Genomic DNA, 15,334 nt, shown 5'->3' with positions numbered 1-15,334 from the left:
CTCGCGGCCCGGCTCGCACCGGTCGCGCTCAGCCCAGTCGGCGCGCCCCGGCCCACGGGATGGCCTCGAAGATCCCCGGGGCCGCGTGTCCGGCCGCCGCGAACGCCTCGCTGACGGCCTTGGTCACGGTGCCGGCCGCCGCCTCCTCCACCAGGACGACCGCCGAGCCGCCGAAGCCGCCGCCGGTCATCCGCGCACCGAGCGCCCCGGCCTCGTTCGCCGCCGCCACCACCAGGTCCAGTTCGGGGCAGGAGACCCGCAGATCGTCGCGGAGCGAGCGGTGGCCCTCGTTCAGGACGGGGCCCGCGGCGCGGACGTCGCCCGCGTCGAGCAGCGCGATGACCTGCTCGACCCGGCGGTTGTCGCCGACGACATGGCGCACGTAGCGGACGACGGACTCGTCCGCCCCGGCGTCGGCGAGCGTGGTGAGGGCCGCGGCGAGGTTCTCGTGAGGCAGGTCGCGCAGCATCGGTATGCCGAGCAGCCGGGCGCCCTCCTCGCAGCCGGCCCGGCGCTCCGCGTACGCCCCGTCGCCCAGCGCGTGCTTGACCCGGGTGTCGACGACCAGCAGCGTCAGGCCCTGGGCGGCCAGGTCGAAGGGGACCTGGCGCAGGGAGAGGTCGCGGGTGTCCAGGTGGAGGGCGTGGCCCTCGGTGCAGCAGGCCGAGGCCATCTGGTCCATGATCCCGCAGGGCACGCCGACGAAGTCGTTCTCGGCGCGGCGGCCGACGACGGCGAGCTCGGGCCCGGACAGGCCGAGGCGGAAGAGGTCGTTCAGGGCCAGCGCGGTGACGACCTCCAGGGCGGCGGAGGAGGAGAGTCCGGCGCCCGTGGGCACGGTGGAGGCCAGCGCGAAGTCCGCCCCGGTGACCGGGTGCCCGGCCTCGCGCAGCGCCCAGAGCACCCCGGCGGGGTAGGCGGCCCAGCCGTGGCCGGAGTGCGGGGCGAGTTCGTCGACGCGCAGCGAGACGACGCCGCCGGGGACGTCGGAGGAGTACAGGCGCAGGACGCCGTCGTCGCGGCGGGAGACGGCCGCGACGGCGGTGTGCGGGAGGGCGAGCGGCATGACGAAGCCGTCGTTGAAGTCGGTGTACTCGCCGATCAGGTTCACTCGTCCGGGTGCCGCCCAGATGCCGTCGGGCTCGCCCCCGTACAGCTCGGAGAAGGTGGCGGCGGGGTCGGTCGCGGACGGGTCCACGGCGGTCGCGGACGGCTCGGTGGTCTCGGTCATGGGGTGGTCGTGTCCTCTCGGCGGGCGAACTGCCAGGCGTCGGCGATGATTCCGGCCAGGTCGGCGCGGGAGGGCTGCCAGCCGAGGCGCTCGACGGCGGTGGTGGCGGAGGCGACGAGGACGGCCGGGTCGCCGCCGCGGCGGGGGGCGGCGGTCTCGGGGACGGGGTGGCCGGTGACCTTGCGGACGGTCTCGATGACCTCGCGGACCGAGAAGCCGTTGCCGTTGCCGAGGTTGCAGATGAGGTGCTCGCCGGGGGCGGCGGCCTCCAGGGCCAGCAGGTGGGCGTCGGCGAGGTCGGCGACGTGGATGTAGTCGCGGACGCAGGTGCCGTCGGGGGTGGGGTAGTCGTCGCCGTACACGGAGATCGACTCGCGCCGGCCCAGGGCCACTTGGAGGACGAGCGGGATGAGGTGGGACTCGGGCGCGTGGCGTTCGCCGCAGCTGCCGTAGGCCCCGGCCACGTTGAAGTAGCGCAGCGAGACGGCGGCCAGGCCGTGGGCGGTGGCCTCCCCGCTGATCATGTGGTCGACGGCGAGTTTGGACGCGCCGTAGGGGCTGGTGGGGGCGGTGGGGGCGGTCTCGGTGATGGGGCTGGAGACCGGTTCGCCGTAGGTGGCGGCGGTGGAGGAGAAGACGAGGGTGCGCACGCCGTGCTCGCGCATCGCGGCGAGCAGGGCGGTGGTGCCGCCGACGTTGTTGACCCAGTACTTCTCCGGGTCGACGACGGATTCGCCGACCTGGGAGAAGGCGGCGAAGTGCAGGACGCCGTCGTAGGAGGGGTCCAGGTGGCGGGCGGCGTCCTGGATGCGGCCCTCGATGAACGCGGCGCCGGCCGGGACGCCCGCGCGGAAGCCGGTGGAGAGGTCGTCCAGGACGGTCACGGTGTGCCCGGCCTCCAGCAGGTGCTGGGCGACGACGCTCCCGACGTAGCCGGCGCCGCCGGTGACCAGGTACTTCTTCGGGAGCTTGCCGGTATTCGGGGAATCGCTCACTTGCTCGCTACCTCTCGCAGTCGCTCGGCCGCGGCCTCCGGCGGCACGTCGTTGATGAACACGCCCATGCCGGACTCGGACCCCGCGAGGAACTTCAGCTTGCCGGAGGTCCGGCGAATGGTGAAAAGCTCCAGGTGCAGGGCGAAGTCCTCCCGTCCGGGGACCCCGAACGGCGCCTGGTGCCAGGCGGAGATGTACGGGGTCGGCGGCTCGCCGGGTCCGAAGATCCGGTCGAAGCGCCTCAAGAGTTCCAGATAGACCTGTGGGAACTCTGTCCGCGCCCGCTCGTCCAGCTCCCGCAGGTCGGGGACGCGGCGGCGGGGGTACAGGTGGACCTCGTAGGGCCAGTGCGCCGCGTAGGGGACGAAGGCGGTCCAGTGGTCGGTGGCGAGGACGACGCGTGAGCCGTCCTTCTCCTCGCGGGCGACCACGTCGTCGAAGAGGTTGCGGCCGGTCTCCTCGCGGTGGCGGGCGGCCGAGCGGAGCATCAGCTCGGTGCGCGGGGTGACGAAGGGGTAGCCGTAGATCTGGCCGTGCGGGTGGCCGAGGGTGACGCCGATCTCGGCGCCCCGGTTCTCGAAGCAGAAGACCTGGGTGACCTGGTCGAGTGCGGCGAGTCCTGCGGTGCGGTCGGTCCAGGCGGCGAGGACGAGGGCGGCCTGTTCCTCGGTGAGGTCGGCGAAGGACGCGTCGTGGTCGGAGGTGAAGCAGACGACCTCGCAGCGGCCCGAGTCGCCGGCGAGGGAGGGGAAGCGGTTCTCGAAGACGGCGACGTCGTAGTCGCTGTCGGGGATCTCGCCGACGCGTCCGTCGCGCGTGGGGCAGAGGGGGCAGGCGTCGGCGGGCGGGTGGTAGGTGCGCGCCTGGCGGTGCGAGGCGATGGCGACCGCGTCGCCGAGCAACGGGTCGCGGCGGATCTCGGACGAGGTCGAGACGGGATCCAGCGGGCGGTGGTCGACGGCGTCGCGGACGGTGTCGTCCGCGGAGTCGTAATAGATCAGCTCACGGCCGTCGGCGAGGGTCGTAACCGTCTTCTTCACCAGAGTCCTCCACCAGATCCTCCCAACATAATCGCACATAACAAATCACAAGCAAACACACGCGTCAATGGCCACGAGCAGCCGCGAGCATTCCGCGATCCCGGGCGGTACACCGACGGCATACCCGGACATACACCCGCGCTCGATCACGATCGAACAAAGAACCCCAACGGGACTGTTCATTTCTCGAACACAGAGGCGTAAGTTCCGACGGGTTCAGTTCGCGCAACGAAGCGAGTACCCCCCATGCACACACTTGCCGAAGGGCTCCGGCTCCCCACGAACGGGCTCGACTACGCCATCCTGGCGATCTACTTCGTCGTCGTGCTCGGCATCGGCTTCGCGGCCCGTGCCAGTGTGAGGACGAGCCTCGACTTCTTCCTCTCCGGACGGTCACTGCCCGCCTGGGTGACCGGGCTCGCCTTCGTCGCGGCGAACCTCGGCGCCACCGAGATCCTCGGCATGGCGGCCACCGGCGCGCAGTACGGCGTCGCGGTGGTGCACTGGTACTGGATCGGCGCGATCCCGGCCATGGTCTTCCTCGGCCTGGTGATGATGCCGTTCTACTACCGCTCCAAGGTGCGCTCCGTGCCGGAGTTCCTGCTCCAGCGGTTCGACAGGTCCGCGCACCTGCTCAGCTCCGTCCTCTTCGCCTTCGCGGCGATCCTCATCGCGGGCGTCAACCTCTACGCCCTGTCGATCGTCGTGGAGGCGCTCCTCGGCTGGCCGCAGTGGGTCGCGATCGTCGTCGCGGGCCTGTTCGTGCTGGTCTACATCACGATCGGCGGGCTCTCCTCGGCGATCTACAACGAGGTGCTCCAGTTCTTCGTCATCCTCGCCGCGCTGATCCCCCTCACCGTCCTCGGCCTGAAGCGGGTCGGCGGCTGGGACGCGATGAGCGACTCGCTGACGAAGCAGCACGGCGGGGACTTCATGACCGCCTGGGGCGGCACCGGCATCGGTGACGCCAACCCGCTGGGCGCCAACTGGCTGACGATCATCCTGGGTCTCGGCTTCGTGCTGTCCTTCGGCTACTGGACGACGAACTTCGCCGAGGTGCAGCGCGCCCTGTCCGCGAAGAACCTCTCCGCCGCCAAGCGCACCCCGCTGATCGCCGCCTTCCCGAAGATCTTCATCGTCTTCGCCGTGATGATCCCGGGTCTGGTCGCCGCCGTGATCGTGCCCAAGATCGGCACCCCGGACTCCGACCTCACGTACAACGACGCGATACCCCTGCTGATGCAGGAGCTGCTGCCCAACGGCGTGCTCGGCATCGCGGTGACCGGTCTGCTCGCCGCGTTCATGGCGGGCATGGCGGCCAACGTGTCCTCGTTCAACACGGTGTTCACCACCGACATCTGGCAGCGGTACGTGGTGAAGGACAAGCCGGACGCCTACTACCTGCGGTTCGGGCGGCTGATCACGGCGATCGGTGTGCTGGCCTCGATCGGCACGGCGTTCATCGCCGCCAGCTTCTCGAACATCATGAGCTACCTCCAGACGCTGTTCTCGTTCTTCAACGTCCCGATGTTCGTCGTCTTCATCATCGGCATGTTCTGGAAGCGGGCCTCGATGAAGTCCGGTGTCTGGGGCCTGGTCGCGGGCACCGGGGCCGCGATGGTCAACTACTTCTGGATCTACAAGGGCGGGATCATCGACATCCCGTCCGACCAGGGCGCCAACTTCGTCTCCGCGATCGTCGGATTCGTCGCCGGAGCCGTCGTCATGGTCGCCGTCACCCTCTTCACCGCGCCGAAGCCCGAAGCGGAACTGGCCGGGCTGGTGTACGGGACCGAATCGCCGGACCCCGACGAGGCACTCGACGAGGCCGACAGCGCCTGGTACCGCAAGCCCGCGCTGCTCGGCTGGGGCGCGGTCGTCCTCGCCGCCGCCTGCTACATCCCCTACTCGTTCTGATCGGAGGCACTCACCATGTCCGACCCGCGCACATCCGACCTGCACACATCCGATCTGCACAAGGAAGTCTCCGAGCTGGAGCGCAAGTCCGCCACCGCCGCCCGGCTCTTCGACATCCGGCGGATCATCGGCGGCCTGTTCGTGGTCTACGGAGTGATCGTCACCATCGCCGGCATCAGCCCGTCCGACGCCGACCTGAAGAAGGCCGAGGGAGTCCACATCAACCTGTGGACGGGCCTCGCCATGCTGGCGCTCGGCCTGTTCTTCCTGGTCTGGATGAAGCTGCGCCCGGCCGAGGCCCCGGCAGCCCCGGAAGCGGACCCGGCCCCGGGCCCGAGGTCCGACGTCGGCTGACCCGCCCCACCGCTCGTCCGCCGTGCCCGCAGGGGCCCTACGTCACCCGCGCTGTCCGGGGAGGTACGGCCCCTGCGGTGTGCCGCCGTTGTCCGCGGCCCTCTCCAGCAGTCCCGTACGGGCCGCGAGGGCGGCCGCCTCCAGGCGGGAGCCGACGCCGAGCTTCATCAGGACCCGCTGGACGTGGGTGCGGGCGGTGCTCGGGGCGATGTCCATGCCGGCCGCGATCAGCCGGGTGCCTTCGCCCTCGGCGACCCGCACCAGCACCTCCGCCTCGCGCGGCGTCAGCATCCGCAGCAGCCGCCGCCCCTCGTCGTCGGGCTGGGCCGCCGGGTTGAGCAGTTCGGCGAAGGCCCCCCGCAGCAGCTGCGGGGCGATCGCGCTCTCCCCCGCCCGCGCCTTGAGCATGGCCCGCTCGACGCCCTCGATCCGCTCGTCGTGCCGGACGTACCCCGCGGCCCCGGCGGCGAACGCCGCGGCGATCCCGCGCGGGCTGGGCACCGGTCCGAGGACCACCACCGCCACCTGCGGGCGCTCCTGACCGATGCGCACGATCGGGTCGAAGACCCCGGGGGCGGCGGGCGAGGCCGTACCGAACAGACAGACCTCCGGGGCCCTGCCGACGACCAGCTCCGCCGCCCCGGACGTCGGCGCCGCCGCCGCGAGCACCCGGTGCCCACGCAGTCTCAGCGCCGAGGCGAGTGCCTCGGCGAGCAGCCGGTGATCGTCGACCACCATGAGCCGCACACCCACGGTCCTCACCCCCAAAGCCCCTGTACGCCCGGCCCCCGGACTCCTGCCCCGGCAAGCTACACGCTTGTTCGACGCCGCGCGGCCCTTACGTGGGAGAAGCCCCCCGGAATGCCGAATTCTGCGTTATTCGGCCCCAGTTGACCTGCGTTCATGGCTCGTTGGCCGGCCGTTCGCGATCACTCCACGGCCGGAAAGCGATCGGCCCCGCCGGTGAGGTGATCGACCGGCGGGGCCTGGCACTGCGGGGCGCTCCCGGGGGAGCGCGGTGATCAGTCGGCGCGGTAGGCGACGACGAGGTAACGCTTCTCGTCCGGGTTGACGGTGCTGGGCTTGTGGACCGAGCCGCTCGCCATGAAGAACCGGCCGTCGCTGTAGAGGAGTTCGCCCGTGTCGATGGAGAACCGCTTCTCCGCCTCCCGGACGGTCTCGTCGCTCGGGTTCTCCATCAGCAGGGTCTGCTTGAAGGTCTCGCCGTCGAGGGAGACGACCTGGCCGCCCTTGTCGTACGGGCCCTCCTTGTAGGCGATGATGCTGGTGCCGTCCATCCGGAGCGGCGTCAGCGTGTGGCGGTCGCCCGCGTCCGCCCGGCCGCCGAGGAGCTTTCCGGTGGTCAGGTCGAAGGCGACGATCTCGTTCGTGTCGCCGTACTCGCTGGTTCCGTCGTGCCTCTCGGTCGGCAGGTAGAGACGGTTGTTGCCGACGGCCATGTGCTTGCACTGCTCGACATCGGTGGAGCCGCACTCCGCCGCGTACTTGTCCGCGTCGGCGGGAATCCGGACGATCAGCTTGCCGGTGGCCGCGTCGATCGAGAAGAAGTCGGAGATGCTGCTGCCGTCGCCGGCGGTGTCGCCGACGTCGGCCGCGACCACCAGCGGCTTGGTGGAGACGATGCTCGCGTACTCGACGCCCTCGGGCATCTGGAACGAGGACAGCGGCGCGCCGGTCGTCGGGTTCAGCGCCTGCACGGTGAGCTGCGGGCTGTCGGACGTGCCGCACCTGCGGACCACGGCGAGGGCTTCGCCTCCCGCGTAGCCACGGTCGTAGCAGCCGTCCGCGCCGACCTTCGGCTTCCAGAGCGAGGCGCCGTCGGCCAGCTTGAAGGCCGCGCCGCCGGAGGTTCCGCCCGCGGCGACGGTGGTCCCGCTGAGCGTGACCTCGTCGAAGCGGATCGGCCGGTCACCGCCGGTGGCGGAGGTGACGCTCTTGCTCCACAGGAGCTTGCCGGCGCTCAGGTCGATCACGCCGACCTGGTTGCACGACGGGTACTTGTTCTCCTTGGTCGGCTTCGTCTCCTGGAAGACGATGGCCGCCTTGTAGTCCTTGCTCATGTGCCGGGACACGGTGCAGATCTCGCCGGCCAGCGGGAAGGACCAGAGCTTGGTGCCCTTGTCGCGGTCGTAGCCGTTGACCTCGGCGATGCCGGACTTGACGTACGCCTTGTCGGTGACCCAGGAGCCCGCGACCGTGGTGATGTCGGTGACCACCGGCTCCGGGAACTGGAAGGCGACCTTGGACTTGGTGTTGGCGGGCGCCTTCTCCTCGCCGCCGGCCAGGCCGCCCTCGCCGCCCTTGGCCTCGCCGCCGGTGGCGCCGGACGAGGAGGCCTCGTCCGTGCCGCCCTTGTCGTCACCGGTGGAGGCGTAGAAGATCCCGCCGCCGATGATCAGCACCACGGCGACGGCCGCGGCGACGATGATCTGCATCTGGGTGGAGAACTTCTTGCCGCCGTCGCCGGCCGGCTGCGGGGCCGCCCCGTACTGCGGCTGCATCGGCTGGGTCGGATAGCCGTAACCCTGCTGGGGCATCCCGGGCTGTCCGGGATGGCCGGGCTGTCCGGCGGGCCCCTGCGGGTAGCCGTAACCCTGCTGCGGGGCCTGGGGGTAGCCGTACCCGTTGGGCTGCGGCGCGGGCGGGGTGGGGTAGCCACCGGCCGGCGGCGGGGTGCCGTAGCCCCCGGCGGGCGCGTCCTGCGGGGCGGCGGGCTGCTGCGGCGGCTGCTCGGGCTGCGTGCCGAAGGGGTCCGCGGGCGGCGGGACGGGCCAGCCGAACCCTCCCGGCGGCGGGTCCTGCGGCGCGCCGAAGCCACCGGAGGGCGGGGGCGTGTTCGGCGGTTCGTTGGGCGGCTGCTGCGGTGGCTGGGGCGGCTGGGTCATGGCGTGCGTACCTCGGGAGACGAGTGGGTGTGGGGGCGCGTGGGGCCGGGAGAGGCCGACCGCGGTCGGATGCCGTGGCGGACCGTCACTTGGTGAACACCAGCATCGTCGACTGCTCCAGCTCTTCCTTGTCGTTGCTCGCGCTCACACGCTTGCTGAAGATGTAGGAGCGGCCGTCCTGGTAGAGGACCTTGGACGAGAAGAAGCCGTTCTCGATCCGGCCGGCCGACGCCGGGTGCTGGAGCAGCGTCTTGGGAGTGCCGCCGGTCGGCGGCAGGGTCACGAGCGCGCCGGCGGTGTCGTACTTCGGCCGCATGTAGAGCAGCACGTCGCCGCCCTCCATGCCCAGCGGCTTCAGAACGCGCTCGGCCGGGGCGGGCGCCTCCCACTTGGGCTTCCCGGTGTTCAGGTCGAAGGCGATGACCTTGTTGGTCCGGGAGGTCCCGCTGCTGTCGTCCTCGGTCGCGATGTAGAAGGTGTTGGCGTCGGCGGCGACGCCGCTGCACCCTTCGAGCTTCTCGCCGAAGACCGCGAAGCTGCCCCCGCAGTCGACGGTGAGCTTGTCGCCCTGCGCGGGTGCGAGCTGCGAGCGGAGCTTGCCGCTCTCGGTGAGCGCCGCGATGCCGTACTGCTTCTTCGCCTCGTTGTCGAACCTGACGACGAGCGGGCTGACCGAGTAGACCTTGCTGACCTCCCAGCCGCGCTTCGGCTGGTACGTCCACTTGGCCTTGCCGGTGACCGGGTCCAGCTCCTGGACCTGGTGCTGCGGGTTCTTGGCGTCGTCGGTGCGGCAGCTGGCGGCGGCGATCAGCTTCGCGCCGCCGGCGAAGGCGAAGGGCTTGCAGTTGCCCTCGGGGTTGCCGAACAGCTCCTTGCCGTCGCTGACGCGGTAGGCGTTGGAGTTGCCGGTACGACCCACCGTGACGGTGTCTCCGCTGATCGCCAGACCGATGTCCGACAGGAAGTCCCAGGTGCCGTTCTTCTTGATCGTCTTCTTCCAGCCGGCCTGGCCGGTGTTGAGATCGATCATCTGGAGGACGGAGCACTTGGCCCGGTCGGTGGTGCCGTCCTTCACGCCGATGACGAGCTTGCCGTCGGCGGTCGCGGTGTTGGGCGTGGCGCACACGTCGGCGGGGAGCGCCAGGGTCCACTTCTGCTTGCCGTCGGCGACGGAGTAGCCGGAGACGCCGCGGTACATGGCCTTGGCGACCAGGTCGCCGGTGAACCAGGGGCCCTCGACGGACGCGCCGCCGCGCGGCAGGTCGACGTCGTTCTTCTGGAGCCAGGCGACCTTGGCCTCGCCCGGCTTGCGCCCGGCGTTGAGGTCGTCGTTGCCCTCGCGGCCGTCGCCGGTGCCGTCGCCCTCGTCGACCGTCGGCGACTCGCTGGGGGGCTTGGGGTCGGTGCTCGTGCCGGCGACGGGCTTCTTGGGGTCGTCCCCGCCGTCGCTCACGAGGAACCAGGTGCCCGCTCCGGCGACCAGGACCACGGCGAGCGCCGCCGCGACCACGATGCCGGTCTTGTTCTTGAGGAACCCGCCGGGACCGGAGCCCGGTCCGCCGGGGGCGGGGGCGCCGGGGTGCTGCTGCGTCGGGTAGCCGTAGCCGGGCTGGGGCTGCTGACCGTACGGACCGGGAGCCTGCTGACCGTACGGGCCCGGGGCCTGCTGGCCGTAGGGGCCGGGCTGCTGGCCGTACGGACCGGAGGCCTGCTGGCCGTACGGTCCGGGGGCCTGCTGGCCGTACGGTCCGGGGGCCTGCTGGCCGTACGGTCCGGGGGCCTGGCCGGGCTGCTGCGGATAGCCGTAGCCGGGCCCGGCCGGGGGCTGCTGCTGCGGGTAGCCGTACGCCGGGGTGCCCGGCGGGGGCGTCTGCGGCGGGCCGGGCGGCTGCGCGGGGGGCGGCCCCTGGGACGGCTGACCGGGCGGCGTCTGCGGCGGCTTCGCGAGGTTCGGCTGGTCCTGGGGCTGCTGAGGAGCTCCGTTCGGCGGCTCCTGCGGAGCCCCGAAGCCTCCCTGCGGCGGTTGCTGGCTGGGCGGCTGGCTCATATCAGCACGTCCCCCTTCGTGCGGCCCGGTGCGCGAATCGGTCTCCCCCGCATTCCCAAGAGGGTCAATTCCCCTCGGAAAGGAGCGAATCGGGCATGGGTTCCGCGGTGTTACGACAGTCGGGCGGGGCTTCTTTCTACCACCCACCCGCCACCGGGCACCGGTTCGGGCCAACCCCTGTTCCCAAGGGAGAACCGCCTTGTGATGCCCCCGTTACGACCCGGCGGGAGGTGATGGTCAGTCACCGAAGGCGATCATCGTCGGCAGCTCCCTCTCCTCCTCGTCGGTGGCCGCGGAGACATACGTGAGCATGAGCAGCGAGCGGCCGCCGGCGTAGAGGACGAGCGGATCGGTGAAGGTGCGCTCGGTCACCGCGGCCGACGCCGGGTGGCGCAGGACCTGGCGCGGTGCGCCGCCGTCCGGCCCGAGCGCCACGATGCCGCCGCCGACGCCCTTGGTCCCGCTCTTCGCCCCGGGCGGGCCGAGGTAGATCAGCGCCTTGCCGCCTTCGACGCGCAGCGGCATCAGGGTCTGGCCCGCGGGCGCGGGGACCTTCCACTTCTTCTTGCCGGTGCTCATGTCGAAGGCGACGACGTCGTTGGTCAGCACCCCGTCCGCGAACCGGTGCTTCGTGGCGGCGTAGAGCGTGTCGGCGTCGGCGGTCACTCCGACGCAGGTGTCGAGGTTCGCGCCCACGTTCCGCCGCATGCCGGTGCACCGGGCCTCGGGGACGTCGTCGCCGGCGATGGGCCGGGAGCGGAAGGTTCCGTCGGCGTTCAGGACCGTGATCGCCCACTCGCCCTCCACCGCCCCGCCCTTGCGGAGCGAGATCACCGGTGGGTCGACGGAGTGGACTTCGTCGATCAGCCAGCCCTTCTCGGCCTCGTACGTCCACAGGGTCCGGCCGGTGGACGGGTCGACGCGCCGCACTTCCTCGATGACATCGTCGGCCTCGGACTCGGCCTCGGCCTCGCCGGCCGGCTGGTCGCGGCAGCTGACAGCGGCGAGCAGGACGGCTCCGCCGGCGAGACCGTACGACTGGCAGGGGCCGGGCAGCTTGTCCCACAGGTGCTTGCCGTCACTGACCCGGTAGGCATCGGTGCGGCCGACGCGCCCGATCGTCAGGACGTCGCCGCTGATCGCCATGACGATGTTCGCGAGCCCGTCCTGCGTCGGCGCGCGTTCGAAGGTCGCGGACCAGCCCGCCTCGCCGGTGGCCAGATCGATCATCTGGAGCTTGTCGCAGACCGAGTTCTCCGTGGAGGTGTCGGTCAGGAGCCCGATGACGATCTTCCCGTCCGCGGTCGGCCGGGTGGGCGCCGCGCAGACGTCGGAGGGCAGCCGCAGGCTCCACTTCCGCGCGCCGTCGTCGAGGGAGTAGCCGGACGCCGTGCGGTACATGGCCTTGGCCACGACATCGCCGACGACCCAGGGGCCGAGGGCGGAGGCTCCGCCCCCCGGCAGGTCCACGCCGTTCCGCTGGACCCAGCGGACCTTCGCCTCGCCCTCCTTGCGGCCCTTGTTGATCTCCGCGGCCCCCGGGGCGGGCGTCGCCTTCGGGACAGGCTCGGCGCCGGGCCGCTCCAGGGCGGTGCTCTCCTTCGCGACGGGCTTCCCGTCGTCGGCGCCGTCATCGCCGCCCACCGCGAACCAGACGCCGGCCCCGATGACGAGGGCCCCGGCGAGCACGGCGGCGACGAGACCCGCGACCCGGCCCCGCGAGCGCCCGCCCGGGGGCGAGGGCCGGGGCCCCGGGTGGCCGTACGACACGGTGGGCGGCGGGCCGTACGGGCCGGGCTGCGGCTGCGGCTGCGGCTGCGGGTAGCCGTACGGCGCCGTGGGCGGCTGACCGTACGGGCCGGGCTGGGGCTGCGGCTGGTGCTGGGGCGGCACGGGGTTCCCGTACGCGCCGGGCTGCGGTTCGTACGGAGCGCCGAAGCCCTCCTGCTCCCCCGGCCCGCCTTGCGGCGGCTGCGACATCGGTGTGGTCCCCCTCGAACGTACGGTCCCTGCCGTCCCGTTCTACCACCTGCCGCATCGCCGTCCGTCAGGCGTCCTCGGCCAGTTCCAGCCAGCGCATCTCCAACTCGTCCCGCTCGGTGACGAGTTCGCGCAGTTCGGCGTCGAGCCCCGCGACCTTCTCGAAGTCGGTGGCGTTGTCGGCGATCTGCTTGTGCAGCGTGGTCTCCCGGGTGGAGAGCTTGTCGAGCTGCCGCTCGACCTTCTGGAGCTCCTTCTTCGCGGCGCGGGCCTCCTGCGTCGAGACGGCCGGGGCCGCGGCGGATGCGGTGGACGTACGGGGCGCGGCGGCGGAGGGGGTGGACTCCTCCTCCATCCGCTGCCGGCGCTCCAGGTACTCGTCGATCCCGCGCGGCAGCATGCGCAGGGCGCGGTCGCCGAGGAGCGCCATGACCCGGTCGGTGGTCCGCTCGATGAAGAACCGGTCGTGGGAGATCACGATCATCGATCCGGGCCAGCTGTCGAGGAGGTCCTCCAGCTGGGTCAGGGTCTCGATGTCGAGGTCGTTGGTGGGCTCGTCGAGGAAGAGGACGTTGGGCTCGTCCATCAGCAGCCGCAGGATCTGGAGCCGGCGGCGCTCACCGCCGGAGAGGTCGCCGACGGGCGTCCACTGCTTCTCCTTGGTGAAGCCGAACTGCTCGCAGAGCTGACCGGCGGTCAGCTCGCGGCCGTTGCCGAGGTCGACCCGGTCGCGCACCTGCTGGACGGCCTCCAGGACCCGGAGGTTCGGGTTGAGCTCGGTGACCTCCTGGGAGAGGTAGGCGAGCTTGACGGTCTTGCCGACGACGACCTTCCCGGCGGCGGGCTGCTCGTCGCCCTGGGTGCGGGCGGCCTGGGCGAGCGCGCGCAGCAGCGAGGTCTTGCCCGCGCCGTTGACGCCGACCAGGCCGATGCGGTCGCCGGGGCCGAGCTGCCAGGTGAGGTGGGTGAGGAGGGTCTTGGGCCCGGCCTGGACGGTCACGTCCTCCAGGTCGAAGACGGTCTTGCCGAGGCGGGCGTTGGCGAACTTCATCAGTGCGCTGGTGTCGCGCGGCGGCGGCACGTCGGCGATGAGTTCGTTGGCGGCCTCGATGCGGTAGCGCGGCTTGGAGGTACGGGCGGGGGCGCCGCGGCGCAGCCAGGCCAGCTCCTTGCGCATGAGGTTCTGCCGCTTGGACTCCTCGGTGGCGGCGATGCGTTCCCGCTCGGCGCGGGCGAACACGTAGTCGCTGTAGCCGCCCTCGTACTCGTGGACGGCGCCGCGCTGGACGTCCCACATGCGGGTGCAGACCTGGTCGAGGAACCACCGGTCGTGGGTGACGCAGACGAGGGCGGAGCGCCGGGTCCGCAGGTGGCCGGCCAGCCAGGAGATGCCCTCGACGTCGAGGTGGTTGGTGGGCTCGTCGAGGACGATCAGGTCCTGCTCGTCGATGAGGAGCTTGGCCAGTGCGATCCGGCGGCGCTCGCCACCGGAGAGCGGGGCGATGACGGTGTCGAGCCCGTGCTCGAAGCCGGGGAGGGCGAGGCCGCCGAAGAGCCCGGTGAGCACGTCGCGGATCTTGGCGCTGCCCGCCCACTCGTGGTCGGCGAGATCGCCGATGACCTCCTGGCGGATGGTCTTCTCCGGGTCCAGGGAGTCGTGCTGGGTGAGGACGCCGAGTCGCAGCCCGCCGTTGTGGGTGACGCGGCCGGTGTCCGCGTCCTCCAGCCTGGCGAGCATCCGGATGAGGGTGGTCTTGCCGTCGCCGTTGCGGCCCACGACACCGATCCGGTCGCCCTCGGAGACCCCGAGGGATACACCGTCGAGCAGGGCACGGGTGCCGTACACCTTGCTGACCTGCTCGACATTGACCAGATTGACGGCCATTTCACTCCTGTCCCGGGGGTCCCTGCGGTGAGGACCGCTCGACGTACCAGAGTAGTCGCCACGCGGAGCGCGATAACGTGCCGCGATCGATCATGGGGAGTAGGCCCAGGTCGGAGCGGTGCGCAGGACATGCGATGTGGGGGGCTTCATGACGATGGCGCGGGGAACGGTACGGGGCCTGGTACCGGCGGTCCTGGCGGCGGTGACACTGGCCGGCTGTTCGTCGTCGAGCGGGGCGGGCGACGGGAGCCCGGGCGCACCGGCGGTCAGCAGCGCGACCGCGAAGGCGTCGGCCGAAGCCGGGGCGGAGAAGACCGGGGCGGACAAGGCGGGGGCGGACGAGGCCGGGGCGGACCAGGCCGGGGCCGGCGCCACGAAGGCGGCGGAGAAGGGCGGGCGGGTCGGAGGCGCGGGTTCGGCGTGCGAACTGCCCGTGTCCTTCGACATCGCCGCGCACTGGAAGCCCCGGGGTGCCTCGATGGACCTGGGCTCCGAGCTGGACCCCGAGCTGGCCGAGGAGCTGGCCGACCTCGCCGAGCAGGGCACGGTGAAGGTGGTCTGCGAGATCGACGCCAAGCCGGCGGGGCACATCGGCTTCCTCCGGGTGTGGCAGGGCGAGGCGTCCGAGGACGACCCGCGCGCGGTTCTGCAGGCCTTCGTGGCGGACGACCCGAACGCGGTCAAGGCCGCCTACACACAGGTGACGGCCGGTGCGCTCGCCGCCGCCGAGGTCGGATACACCAGCCACAGCGAACTGCTGGACGAGCCGAAGAAGGAGCGCGCCTTCGCCGTCGCGACGCCCGACGGCCCGGTCGTGGTGCCCCTGGGCGGGATGGACTCCGAGGAGCACATGGCGATGCTTCCGGCGTTCGAACTGGCGAAGAGGACCCTGAAGCTCGGCTGACCGCCCGCTCCGTGTCCGTGCCCGCCGCAGGACCGGGGGTGTGCGATACCGTGCGCCCACTGATCAAGGGCCGGG

At 71.6% G+C, this 15,334-nt stretch carries 11 protein-coding genes; 3 read left to right on the top strand and 8 right to left on the bottom strand.

Going from position 1 to position 15,334, the window contains the following annotated elements:
* Window positions 1-28 precede the first annotated feature (28 nt).
* Genes galK through galT form a run of 3 tightly spaced genes read right to left on the bottom strand, consistent with a single transcriptional unit; the run spans window position 29 to window position 3,266 of the window.
* Window positions 29-1,231, bottom strand: a complete 1,203-nt coding sequence (gene galK, locus N7925_RS21775; protein ID WP_274344886.1) for a galactokinase — start codon at window positions 1,229-1,231, stop codon at window positions 29-31.
* On the bottom strand, window positions 1,228-2,226 hold the full coding sequence (gene galE, locus N7925_RS21770; RefSeq protein ID WP_265601153.1) for a UDP-glucose 4-epimerase GalE: 999 nt from the start codon (window positions 2,224-2,226) through the stop codon (window positions 1,228-1,230). The genes galK and galE overlap by 4 nt, the downstream gene beginning before the upstream one ends.
* Entirely contained in the window at window positions 2,223-3,266 is a 1,044-nt protein-coding gene (gene galT / locus N7925_RS21765) for a galactose-1-phosphate uridylyltransferase (protein WP_274344885.1), read from the bottom strand. Before galT ends, galE begins: the two co-directional genes overlap by 4 nt.
* A 246-nt stretch (window positions 3,267-3,512) precedes the next feature.
* On the opposite strand from galT, the gene N7925_RS21760 reads away from it, so the two are divergent.
* Both N7925_RS21760 and N7925_RS21755 read left to right on the top strand, forming a co-directional pair.
* On the top strand, window positions 3,513-5,183 hold the full coding sequence (locus tag N7925_RS21760; RefSeq protein WP_265601151.1) for a sodium:solute symporter family protein: 1,671 nt from the start codon (window positions 3,513-3,515) through the stop codon (window positions 5,181-5,183).
* A 15-nt stretch (window positions 5,184-5,198) separates the two neighbouring features.
* Entirely contained in the window at window positions 5,199-5,537 is a 339-nt protein-coding gene (locus tag N7925_RS21755) for a hypothetical protein (protein WP_274344884.1), read from the top strand.
* 42 nt (window positions 5,538-5,579) lie between these two features.
* Here N7925_RS21755 and N7925_RS21750 read toward each other — a convergent pair whose 3' ends face one another.
* From N7925_RS21750 to N7925_RS21730, 5 genes are all read right to left on the bottom strand, one after another.
* Window positions 5,580-6,275 carry a helix-turn-helix transcriptional regulator gene (locus N7925_RS21750; RefSeq protein WP_274344883.1) on the bottom strand — a complete coding sequence of 232 codons (696 nt, stop codon included), beginning with the start codon at window positions 6,273-6,275 and terminating at the stop codon, window positions 5,580-5,582.
* Between the two features lie 284 nt (window positions 6,276-6,559).
* Window positions 6,560-8,443 (bottom strand): outer membrane protein assembly factor BamB family protein, encoded by a 1,884-nt coding sequence (locus N7925_RS21745; protein WP_274344882.1) that lies wholly within the window; start codon window positions 8,441-8,443, stop codon window positions 6,560-6,562.
* Between the two features lie 85 nt (window positions 8,444-8,528).
* Complete coding sequence (locus N7925_RS21740) at window positions 8,529-10,490, bottom strand: outer membrane protein assembly factor BamB family protein (RefSeq protein WP_274344881.1); 1,962 nt, start codon at window positions 10,488-10,490, stop codon at window positions 8,529-8,531.
* 237 nt (window positions 10,491-10,727) lie between these two features.
* A complete protein-coding gene (locus tag N7925_RS21735; protein ID WP_274344880.1) occupies window positions 10,728-12,470 on the bottom strand; it encodes an outer membrane protein assembly factor BamB family protein in 1,743 nt (580 codons plus the stop codon).
* 67 nt (window positions 12,471-12,537) lie between these two features.
* Window positions 12,538-14,355, bottom strand: a complete 1,818-nt coding sequence (locus N7925_RS21730) for an ABC-F family ATP-binding cassette domain-containing protein (RefSeq protein WP_274344879.1) — start codon at window positions 14,353-14,355, stop codon at window positions 12,538-12,540.
* A 148-nt stretch (window positions 14,356-14,503) separates the two neighbouring features.
* On the opposite strand from N7925_RS21730, the gene N7925_RS21725 reads away from it, so the two are divergent.
* Window positions 14,504-15,259 (top strand): lipoprotein, encoded by a 756-nt coding sequence (locus N7925_RS21725; protein ID WP_274344878.1) that lies wholly within the window; start codon window positions 14,504-14,506, stop codon window positions 15,257-15,259.
* Window positions 15,260-15,334: the final 75 nt, after the last annotated feature.

It is taken from the genome of Streptomyces sp. CA-278952, assembly GCF_028747205.1.
GTDB lineage: Bacteria > Actinomycetota > Actinomycetes > Streptomycetales > Streptomycetaceae > Streptomyces.
The sequence above is the reverse complement of the archived record's forward strand: the minus strand, read 5'-3'. Positions and strand labels throughout refer to the sequence as shown.

Excerpts from the sequence above, each read along its gene's own strand:
- galK (WP_274344886.1), bottom strand. The coding sequence starts at position 1,231 with ATGACCGAGACCACCGAGCCGTCCGCGACCGCCGTGGACCCGTCCGCG.
- N7925_RS21755 (WP_274344884.1), top strand. The coding sequence starts at position 5,199 with ATGTCCGACCCGCGCACATCCGACCTGCACACATCCGATCTGCACAAG.
- N7925_RS21730 (WP_274344879.1), bottom strand. The coding sequence starts at position 14,355 with ATGGCCGTCAATCTGGTCAATGTCGAGCAGGTCAGCAAGGTGTACGGC.
- N7925_RS21750 (WP_274344883.1), bottom strand. The coding sequence starts at position 6,275 with ATGGTGGTCGACGATCACCGGCTGCTCGCCGAGGCACTCGCCTCGGCG.
- N7925_RS21735 (WP_274344880.1), bottom strand. The coding sequence starts at position 12,470 with ATGTCGCAGCCGCCGCAAGGCGGGCCGGGGGAGCAGGAGGGCTTCGGC.
- N7925_RS21760 (WP_265601151.1), top strand. The coding sequence starts at position 3,513 with ATGCACACACTTGCCGAAGGGCTCCGGCTCCCCACGAACGGGCTCGAC.
- N7925_RS21725 (WP_274344878.1), top strand. The coding sequence starts at position 14,504 with ATGACGATGGCGCGGGGAACGGTACGGGGCCTGGTACCGGCGGTCCTG.
- N7925_RS21740 (WP_274344881.1), bottom strand. The coding sequence starts at position 10,490 with ATGAGCCAGCCGCCCAGCCAGCAACCGCCGCAGGGAGGCTTCGGGGCT.
- N7925_RS21745 (WP_274344882.1), bottom strand. The coding sequence starts at position 8,443 with ATGACCCAGCCGCCCCAGCCACCGCAGCAGCCGCCCAACGAACCGCCG.